Origin of the sequence: Limnobacter sp. UBA3528 (assembly GCF_002377005.1) — a bacterium.
Taxonomy (GTDB): domain Bacteria; phylum Pseudomonadota; class Gammaproteobacteria; order Burkholderiales; family Burkholderiaceae_B; genus Limnobacter.
On record NZ_DFOZ01000022.1, the window covers coordinates 101,162 to 111,075 of the forward strand.

Annotated in this window: 9 protein-coding genes; all 9 read right to left on the reverse strand. The window is 53.7% G+C overall.

All coding sequences use genetic code 11. The features are described 5' to 3' along the window. Window positions 1-55: 55 nt before the first annotated feature. Window positions 56-1,090 carry a tRNA pseudouridine(55) synthase TruB gene (truB, locus tag B4N58_RS06615; protein ID WP_414673843.1) on the reverse strand — a complete coding sequence of 345 codons (1,035 nt, stop codon included), beginning with the start codon at window positions 1,088-1,090 and terminating at the stop codon, window positions 56-58. Next, complete coding sequence (gene rbfA, locus B4N58_RS06620; RefSeq protein WP_008248727.1) at window positions 1,062-1,466, reverse strand: 30S ribosome-binding factor RbfA; 405 nt, start codon at window positions 1,464-1,466, stop codon at window positions 1,062-1,064. Before rbfA ends, truB begins: the two co-directional genes overlap by 29 nt. Window positions 1,467-1,493: 27 nt before the next feature. Continuing rightward, window positions 1,494-4,325 carry a translation initiation factor IF-2 gene (gene infB, locus B4N58_RS06625; RefSeq protein WP_008248728.1) on the reverse strand — a complete coding sequence of 944 codons (2,832 nt, stop codon included), beginning with the start codon at window positions 4,323-4,325 and terminating at the stop codon, window positions 1,494-1,496. Window positions 4,326-4,397: 72 nt separating this feature from the next. Next, a complete protein-coding gene (nusA, locus tag B4N58_RS06630) occupies window positions 4,398-5,867 on the reverse strand; it encodes a transcription termination factor NusA (protein ID WP_291747228.1) in 1,470 nt (489 codons plus the stop codon). A 10-nt stretch (window positions 5,868-5,877) separates the two neighbouring features. After that, entirely contained in the window at window positions 5,878-6,381 is a 504-nt protein-coding gene (gene rimP / locus B4N58_RS06635) for a ribosome maturation factor RimP (protein ID WP_291747231.1), read from the reverse strand. Between the two features lie 237 nt (window positions 6,382-6,618). Continuing rightward, window positions 6,619-7,995, reverse strand: a complete 1,377-nt coding sequence (gene rluB / locus B4N58_RS06640; RefSeq protein WP_291747234.1) for a 23S rRNA pseudouridine(2605) synthase RluB — start codon at window positions 7,993-7,995, stop codon at window positions 6,619-6,621. Then, a complete protein-coding gene (gene scpB, locus B4N58_RS06645) occupies window positions 7,967-8,581 on the reverse strand; it encodes an SMC-Scp complex subunit ScpB (RefSeq protein WP_008248749.1) in 615 nt (204 codons plus the stop codon). The genes rluB and scpB overlap by 29 nt, the downstream gene beginning before the upstream one ends. Before the next feature lie 461 nt (window positions 8,582-9,042). Continuing rightward, entirely contained in the window at window positions 9,043-9,258 is a 216-nt protein-coding gene (locus B4N58_RS06650; protein WP_008248751.1) for a DUF1289 domain-containing protein, read from the reverse strand. A 9-nt stretch (window positions 9,259-9,267) separates the two neighbouring features. Then, window positions 9,268-9,762 carry a DUF4442 domain-containing protein gene (locus tag B4N58_RS06655; RefSeq protein ID WP_008248752.1) on the reverse strand — a complete coding sequence of 165 codons (495 nt, stop codon included), beginning with the start codon at window positions 9,760-9,762 and terminating at the stop codon, window positions 9,268-9,270. Between the last annotated feature and the right edge of the window lie 152 nt (window positions 9,763-9,914).

Here is a 9,914-nt window from a genome sequence, read left to right on the forward strand (position 1 = left end):
GTGGTTTTGCCGTGGTCCACGTGGGCGATAATTGCAACGTTACGTAATGCGCGTGTCATAGATTTACCTGAATCAATCTGTCGGGTCGAAGCAAGGCGCCCTTCCCATCCGTTTCTAAAATGCCTGTTCCCATGAATCGGGAATTGCCTTTGAAGGCTGTATTGCTAACTTCGGTGTTCACATCCTGTGCAGGGGCTTCTCCGTACACCCGCACTCGCCCTGGTTTGGTATCTGCCAATTCCAGCGGCAATCGTTGCCCGTGCGAAAACCGCCGCGCAAACTCATTGTTCAATTCGACTTTTCCCAGGCTGCCCAACAGGGCATCAACCGGGAAAAGCACCGCATCCAAAGCGTCAAAGGGGGTTTCCGATTCACCGAGCACTTTAAGTGCTTCAAGGGTGTACGCGCGTTCCACTTTCAAGTCACCGATTGCGGTTCTGCGCAATTCCGTGAGATAGCCCGCTGTGCCTAAGGCCTTGGCGATGTCTTCGCCCAAGGTGCGCACGTAGGTGCCTTTGCTGCAATTTACTTCCAGTTCAATGGTGCAACTGCTTTCACCATGGTTTGTATTGTGCTCGACTTTGATGACATCCAATTGATGGATCAAAAGGGTTCGAGCGGGTCTGTCCAATTCAATGCCTTCGCGAGCATACTCGTACAAAGGCTTGCCGTCTTTCTTTAATGCAGAAAACATCGGCGGTACTTGTTGAATTTCTCCAACAAATTGCTCGCATACCTGTTTTACTTCATCCTCGGTGATGCTTTCAAGGGCGCGGTTGCCGACTTTCGTCAATTCGCCCTCGGCATCGCCAGTGTTGCTTGAAAACCCAAGCCGCACTTTGGTGCGATAGGTTTTGCTGGCATCGATTAAATCAGCAGCAAACTTGGTGGCCTCGCCGAACATCAAAGGCAGCAAACCACTTGCGAGCGGGTCGAGCGTGCCGGTGTGGCCTGTTTTTTCTGCCCTGTACAAACGCTTTACGATTTGCAAGGCTTGATTGGACGAAAAACCAGTCGATTTATCGAACAACAGCACACCCGACAAGGCACGCTTCTGTTTCTTAGTCTCCGCCACCGTCGCCACCACCATCCGAATCCGTGGCACCACCACCCTCGCCTTTCAGCGCCCGGTCGATTATTTGGGCCATTTCAGCCCCACGTTCTACCGATTGGTCGTGTTTGAAGCGCAAGGTAGGCACGGTGTGAATGTGCAGCTTCTTGAAAATCAAATTGCGCAAGTAACCCGAAGAATCATTCAATGCCTCTTCAGTGGTTTCCGCTGAACCAGTCAACACGGAGAAATACACAGTTGCATAGGCGTAATCGGGAGTCAGTTCCACATCTGTGATCGTGACAAAGCCAAGCCGTGGGTCTCTCAACTCACGGGGAATCAGCTCAGCCAGGTCTTTCTGGATCTGCTCGGCAACCCGAATGCCTCTGGCTGGTGCTTTTTTCTTGTGACGCATACTTTCCTTTTCAAACCCATGCGGCCATTACAGCTGCGTACGGGCCACTTCCTTCACTTCAAATGCTTCCAGAATGTCGCCAACCTGGATGTCGTCGTAGTTGTGCAGCTGCAAACCGCACTCAAAGTTCTGGCGCACTTCTTTGGCGTCGTCCTTGAATCGTTTCAGCGAAGCCAGCTGGCCCGTCCACACCACTACGTTGTCGCGCAGCAAGCGAACGCCCGCACCACGACGAATCACACCGTCGGTCACCATACAACCCGCGACAGAACCCACCTTGGAGATCTTGTACACTTCGCGGATTTCCACGTTACCGATGATTTCCTCTTTCTTGTCTGGCGTCAGCATGCCGGTCATCGCGGCCTTGATTTCGTCTACAGCGTCATAGATGATGTTGTAGTAGCGAATATCCACGCCGTTGTTCTCGGCGGTTTTACGGGCGCCCTGGTCGGCACGCACGTTAAAGCCGATGATTACCGCCTTGGAGGCCACTGCCAGGTTCACATCAGATTCGCTGATGCCACCCACTGCGGCGTGTACCACCTGAACCTTGACTTCGTCGGTCGACAGTTTTTGCAAGGCATGCGACAAGGCTTCTTGTGAACCCTGTACGTCGGCCTTCAAAATTACGGCCAGGCTCTTGACTTCGCCCTCGGCCATTTGCTCAAACATGTTTTCCAGCTTGGCCGCTTGTTGCTTGGCCAACTTCACATCACGGAACTTGCCTTGACGGAACAAGGCGATTTCGCGGGCTTTGCGTTCGTCTGGCAATACGATCACTTCCTCACCAGCAGCAGGTACATCGCTCAAACCCTGAATTTCCACAGGGATTGAAGGGCCGGCTGAGTCGATTGAACGACCGTTTTCATCAACCATGGCGCGAACGCGACCAAACGCTGAACCAGCCAAAACCACGTCTCCTTTTTTCAAGGTGCCGCTTTGAACCAGCACGGTGGCCACTGGGCCACGGCCTTTGTCGAGGCGGGATTCAACCACGAGACCTTTGGCGGGTGCTTCAACCTGCGCTTTCAATTCCATCACTTCAGCTTGCAACAACACTTGCTCGAGCAAGTCGTCGATGCCCTTACCGGTTTTCGCAGAAACGGGAACCATGGGCGAATCGCCACCGTATTCTTCAGGAACAACCGAGTGAGAGATAAGCTCTTGCTTCACGCGCTCAGGATTAGAGTCTGGCTTGTCGATTTTGTTGATCGCCACCACCAATGGCACACCTGCCGCTTTGGCATGGTGAATCGCTTCAATGGTTTGGGGCATCACGCCGTCATCGGCAGAAACAACCAGAATCACGATGTCGGTTGCCTTGGCACCACGGGCACGCATGGCGGTAAACGCCTCGTGGCCGGGAGTGTCCAGGAAGGTGATCATGCCGCGCTCTGTTTCCACGTGGTAAGCACCAATGTGTTGGGTAATACCGCCTGCTTCACCAGAGGCCACTTTTGCACTGCGAATGTAATCAAGCAGCGATGTTTTACCGTGGTCAACGTGACCCATGACGGTAACGACCGGTGCACGGGGCACGGAAGGTGCCTCAGAGTGCGCCACGCCGGCTTCTTCGATCATGGCTTCGGGATCATCAAGCTTGGCCGCAATCGCTCTGTGACCCAATTCCTCGGTCACGATCATGGCGGTGTCTTGATCAAGCACCTGGTTGATGGTGACCATTTGGCCCATCTTCATCAAACACTTGATTACTTCAGCAGCCTTCACGGACATTTTGTGCGCCAGGTCGGCCACTGTAATGGTTTCTGGAACGTGAACGTCACGAACCACCGGCTCAGTGGGCTGGTTGAAGTTACTTTGTTCCTGGCTGTGGCGGTTGTTCTTGCCTTTGGGGCCTTTCCATCCACCCGCGCCTGTACGGCCAACACCGGTTTCACCGCGTGTTTTCAAACCACCACGGCGACGGCCGGGTTCTTCTTTCGCACCGGGTGCACGAACGCCTTTGCGGCCACGTTCTGCTGCGGCATCGTCATCGCTCGCAACGATCAAAGCTTTCTCGGGCTTTTTGATGGTTGCCGCAGGCTTGGGCGGCTCAACTGGCTCCTCAGCCTTCATGACCTTGGCTGGCTGGGACATCATGCGGTTGATGGCCGCAACTTCAGCTTCTGCTGCCTTGCGCGCGCGCTCCTGATTGGCGCTGGCTTTTGCAGCATCTTCAGCCGCTTTTTTAGCCTTTTGCTCGGCTTTCAGGGCATCGGCTGCGCGCTGTTCGCGGGCCTTGGCTTCTTCGGCACGCGCTGCTTGCGCTGCTTCATCCTTGGCATCGGTTTCTTCGTCTGCCTTGGCGGGTTTGGCACTCTCGGCCTTGGCTTGTTCCACGGCTTCGTGAGCAAGACGCTCTTCTTCGGCGCGCTGACGGGCTTCTTCCTGAAGCTTCAGTTCACGCTCACGTTCTTGCTCGAGCTTGGCTTGTTTTTCTTTCAGTTCCGCTTCCTGGCGAGCCTTCAACTCGGCCTGGCGCTGCGCTTCAGCGTCGCGACGGGCTTGTTCTGCGGGGTCAAGCTGAGCTTCCATCACTGGCTCACTTTCACCGGCCTTTTCGGCACGCTGAACAAACACGCGCTTTTTACGCACTTCAACCTGCACTGTGCGTGCACGGCCGCCTGGGCCTGCCTGCTTGATTTCACTGGTCTGCTTGCGGGTAAGGGTAATTTTCTTCTGACCGCTTTCAGATCCGTGCGCCTTTCTCAGGCTTTCCAAAAGCTTTCCCTTGTCCGCTTCAGTAACTGCATCTGCCTCAGAAGTTTTGCTCACGCCAGCAGACTTCAACTGCTCCAAAAGAACATCGGCGGGCATTTTCAACTCTGCTGCAAACTGTGCGACTGTGGTACTGGTCATCTACTATTCCTTCAAATTCCCTTACTGACCGGGCCGAGTGGCCCGATTCGACTCTACTCAATGCGGTTTGTATTATTCAAACCAGTGTGCTCGCGCTTTCATAATGATGTCGCGGGCACGGTCTTCTTCAATTCCTGCAATCTCAACCAATTCATCAACTGCCAATTCAGCGAGGCCTTCACGGTCAGAAATTTCAGCGGCTGCCAATTTGCCAACCAGGTCGGCATCTACACCTTCGATGGACATCAGGTCGCCTGCACCTTCAACCATTTCTTCACGGGCAATTGCCTCGGTCAGCAATGCATTGCGGGCACGGGTTCTGAGTTCTTCAACCGTGTCGGCGTCAAAAGCTTCAATTTCCTGCATTTCAGCAATTGGCACATAGGCGACTTCTTCGAGTCCGGTGAAGCCTTCTTCGATCAGAATGTTGGCCACTTCTTCGTCCACATCCAGCTTGCTGGTGAACAATTCGCGCAGCTTACCGATTTCTTCCTCGGAACGCTTGGCCGATTCTTCGGGTGTCATGATATTGATTTGCCAACCAGTGAGGTCGGAGGCCAAACGTACGTTTTGACCACTGCGGCCAATGGCTTGAGCCAGTTCGGCTTCGTCCACCACCACTTCCATCACGTGCTGGTCTTCATCAACAACGATGGATTGAACCGTGGCTGGCGACAGGGCGCCGATTACAAATTGGGCCGGGTCTTCAGACCACAAAACGATGTCCACGCGCTCGCCACCCAATTCCTGGGTAACAGCTTGAACGCGGGAACCGCGAACACCCACACAGGTGCCGATTGGATCAATACGGCGGTCGTGGGCCAACACAGCGATTTTGGCACGCATGCCGGGATCGCGGGCCGCACCCTTGATTTCCAGGTGACCCTGTTCAATTTCAGGTACTTCCATGGCGAACAAGGCTTTGATGAACTCGGGCGAGGTACGCGACAAAATGACTTGCTGACCACGGGCCATGCGATCAACCTTCCACAGGTAGGCACGTACACGGTCGCCGGGGCGCAGGCTTTCGCGAGGGATCATTTGATCGCGGGGCAAACGGGCTTCAATTCGGCCGCTTTCCACAATCGCGTCGCCACGTTCCATGCGCTTGACCTGACCAATCACGATTTTATCGCCACGGTCCAGGAAGTCTTGCAAAATTTGCTCGCGCTCTGCGTCGCGAACGCGCTGCAAAATAACCTGCTTGGCGGCTTGTGCACCAATTCGGCCAAATTCAACAGGCTCAAGTTCTTCTTCGATGAAGTCACCCATTTCGGCTTCTTCGTCGTGTTTCAACGCCTGGTCGAGAACCATTTGATAGGCGGGATCGTAGAAGTCTTCTTCTGTGACCACTTCCCAGCGGCGGAAAGTGTCGTAGTCGCCCGTGTCGCGGTCGATGGACACGCGGACATCCACTTCTTCATCGAAGCGCTTCTTGGTTGCGGAAGCCAATGCCAATTCGAGCGCACCAAAGACAATGTCTTTGTCCACATTCTTTTCGCGCGCCAACGCATCAACTAATAAAAGCAACTCACGGCTCATTCCAGGGCTCCTAAAACTTTAAATGGGGGACCAGACGGGCACCCGCCAAATCAGTTATGTCAAAATCAAGCAAATAGGGTTCGGCATTTTTACCATCGGGGGTCACGAGGACGCCCCAGGCTTGCTCTTTGCCTTTTTGCAATACACCTTTGAACTGTTTTTGATTGTTGATGGCCCGCTTGAATTTCAGGGACACTTCTTGATCCAAAAACCGTTCGAAATCTTTTTTGCGACGTAAAACGCGGTCTACGCCCGGCGAGGAGATCTCGAGCCGCTCGTAGTTGACGTTTTCAACGGTGAACAGGTGGGTAAGCTGGTGGCTTACTTTTTCGCAATCTTCGACTGTGACGCCGGTGGGCGAGTCGATCATGATGCGCAACAGGCCATTGCCTTCGCGCTCAATGTCGGCCACTTCAAGGCCAAGAGAGGAGATCACGGCGTCGGCTTCCGTAACCCAGGATTCTGACCACACGCCAGACCATGAATTACCAACAAATTCTTCAGGATTAATCACTTCGCCTTTCACTTCGCCTTTTAACCTTCTATAGCCTTTGCTTGCCTATTCGCTTCGCTTGTTCACTTCATTTGACTGCTTATTGGCACACCATGGCACACCAAAACCGCCTTGCCAAAAAAAAATGGGCCTGTAAGCCCACTTCATTTGAGACACCCTTTTTGGAGTGGGCGCTCAGGCAGCCTCAGAGAATAACCGAAACTGCCTTTATTTTCAAGTAATTTCCGGTGCGGGGAACTACACGGCTGGCGCCTTTCGACGTCTGCGTTGCTGGGGTTTCTGGGCTGCACCATTTCCACCTTCATTGCCACGACCTGGGCCTCGACCGGCAGAAGGACCGCCAGACCTCGGACCCGCATTCCGTGGCCCCGAGGGGCGCTTGCCGGCACCTGCAAACTTTCCAGCCGGGGCAGCAGCACCGTTGCCATTCGCGCCGGCCCTGTTGCCGTTTCGGTCACCGCCGCCACCATTGCGCCGGGCTGAGCCGCCTGCAGAGGACAAATTGTTCTGGTTGCTCAATGCGGCAGCCGCGGTGGCACCAGACACGGTGAGGTAGGTTTGGGCTGGCGTGGTAAAGGCCAAGCCCGGATCGATCAGGGGTTGACCATTGCGACGTTTGTTGTTTTTCGAACCAATGTTCTTTTTGTCACGGCGAATGGCGCCCTCTTGGGCAGACTCATCAACTTTCAAGCCCAAAGACTGCATGTAGGACATGGCCTCCAATGCTTCCATTTCCATGTGGCGTCCGCGTTTTAAGGTGGACGGCATCATGATGTCACCAAAACGTGTACGAATCAGGCGGCTAACGGTCAGGTTACAGGCCTCGAACATGCGCCGAACCTCACGGTTGCGCCCTTCTTTCAGACCCACTTTGTACCAGCGGTTGGCACCTTCTCCGCCCGCAGCATCCACGTAGAGAAACTTGGCCGGACCGTCTTCAAGCTGAATACCGGTCAGCAACTGCTGGCGCTGTTCCTCGGAAAGCTCACCCAGAATACGCACGGCGTATTCGCGTTGCACTTCATAACGCGGGTGCATCAAGCGGTTGGCCAGTTCGCCAGAGGAAGTGAACAACAACAACCCTTCGGTATTGAAGTCGAGGCGACCCACAGCGATCCACTTGCCGTTGGAAATTTTGGGAAGCTTTTGAAATACAGTGGTGCGGCCTTGAGGGTCGTCCATGGACACAATTTCACCGGCGGGCTTGTGATAGATCAGCACCCGTGGTGGCTTGGACTTGTTTTTGCGCTGAATTAGCTTGCCATTGACACGCACCTGATCGGTGGGCAACACACGCTGGCCCAGGTGGGCAGGTTCAGCATTGACCGAGACACGGCCTGCGACAATCAGTTCTTCCATTTCACGGCGAGACCCCATGCCAGAATCGGCCAGCACCTTGTGTAACTTAGGCGCCAGTTCGGGATCGAGCCGTACATTCAGCTTGCTGCGATTTTTGCTTGCGCCGCCACCCTCTTCCGACTTCAGGCCTTCGACCTGATCCAGCACCTCACCCCACTCCAGGTCATGACTCTCGCTGTCTACGCTGACAGACACCTGCTCAGGAATCGGGTTGGTATCGGGTGTTTCAGTTGCTTTGCGCTTGTTGGTTCTCATCGTTTTCCGCTGTTTCGCTGTCATCCAGATCAAATGGAATGACTTTCTGTAATTCATCCGCCAGCTGTTGGTCTTTTTCATCGTCCAGTGCTGGCAATTCGCTAAGGCTGGCCAAATTCAGGTCAGCCAAAAACTGGGGCGTTGTTGCCCACAGTGCTGGGCGCCCCGGTGCATCTCGGTGGCCGATCGACTCGATCCAGCCGCGATCTTCCAACGCCTTGATGACCTGGGTAGACACGGTGACCCCACGAATGGATTCGATGTCGCCCCGGGTGACCGGCTGCTTGTAGGCAATAATTGCCAGGGTTTCCATGGTTGCCCTTGAGTACTTCGGGGGCTTCTCGGGATTCATTTGTTCGAGGTACCGTTTGACGTCCTCGCGGGTTTGAAAACGCCAACCCGTTTTAACTTGCACAAGTTCCAGACCTTTGTGGGTCCAGTCACGACGCAGGTCTTCCAGCAAGGTGGTGACCACGGATGCATCAAAGGCATCATCGAACAGGCGCATCAATTCCTTGACGGCAATCGGTTCGACCGAACACAGCAAAGCTGCTTCTAATATGTTTTTAGCGCGCTGGGGATCCATCCAGGCGGACTCACTTAAAGAAATTCAGGTGTTGATAGGGAAATAGTGCCGATTGGTCCTGCAGGCCGATGTGGCTGTTGCCAGCGGGGTGCAGGGGCGCAGCGTGAAACGAGTTGCGCGACAGGCATTTTATAAACCGATGGCGCATTGTAACCACGTTATCCACCGCTCAGCAACCACTTGATCACACAATTGATTTCAAAAAAAACGGCCCACCGAGGCGAGCCGTATCTGAAAGTAACCCATGGAGGGTCGGAGACATTCACAGAGTGCCCGATTAAAGTGCGCTGAACATCCCCACTGTGGCTTACCCCGAGGCTTGTGGAACTTATCCACAGTGGACGGGGAAAACCTTCCCTATTCTCTGTGGATAAAATTTTCAGCCTGTTGATTTTGTGCAGTTTTTGGTTGGTTGATTAAAAACTGAGCATGGGCTCTAGAGTCTATCAACGCTTGCTATTTCAGCTTTCCCAGCGATAGCCAACACCCGCTTGGCGGATGCGGTTCCAAACGGCTTCTTTTTCTTCGTCGCTTTTAAACAGCCAACCATCGACCTCATCGAGAGTACGACCGCAACCCATGCAAATATCGTCTCCGAGGTTGGTTGAACAAAAACCCACGCAAGGGGTATCGGCTTCTGGCCACACAGGCAGGTTGGCGTATTCAGGTTTTGACATGATGCTGCTTTAGTTGGGGTTGGGACGGTACTGCTTCTTCAGGCGAATATAGAGCACTTTGGTGACGTGTGCGACAACCGAGCCATCGACATGGGTAATGTCGGTCTCGAAGGTGTGCAAAACTTTTTCACCGGTGGCCGCTTTGGCTTTGATTTCTTCAAGTGTTTGATCATTCACTTGATACACACCTTTGACCAGTGCGTTACCAGGTGCAATAAAACGTATATTGGCCTCTTGATCCCACACATGATAGCGACTGCCCAAGCGCTTCATGAGAATGAGCATGTAGAAGGGATCGGCCATGGCATACAGCGAACCGCCAAACTGCGTACCCATGATGTTTTTATTGCGACGCGTGAGTGGCATGTGCACTTCAACTTCTTCGAAATTGGCACTGATGTGATGCACATGAATGCCCGCGCCGCGCAAAGGTGCGTAAAAATTCATGGCTCTGCGCATGAATTCGGGCTTGTCAGAGAGGTTTTTCAGAAATTTTTTAAACATTTTTTACTGCGATTTTTTCTTGTGGTTTCAGTAGGATAAAGGTTTTTTGAGGTGAGGTTTACTCGCTTGAATGCGTTTGTGCACTTGCACACACGGGCAAAACCCGCTATAGTCTCGTTCTTACCAGACGCGGGGTGGAGCAGTCTGGCAGC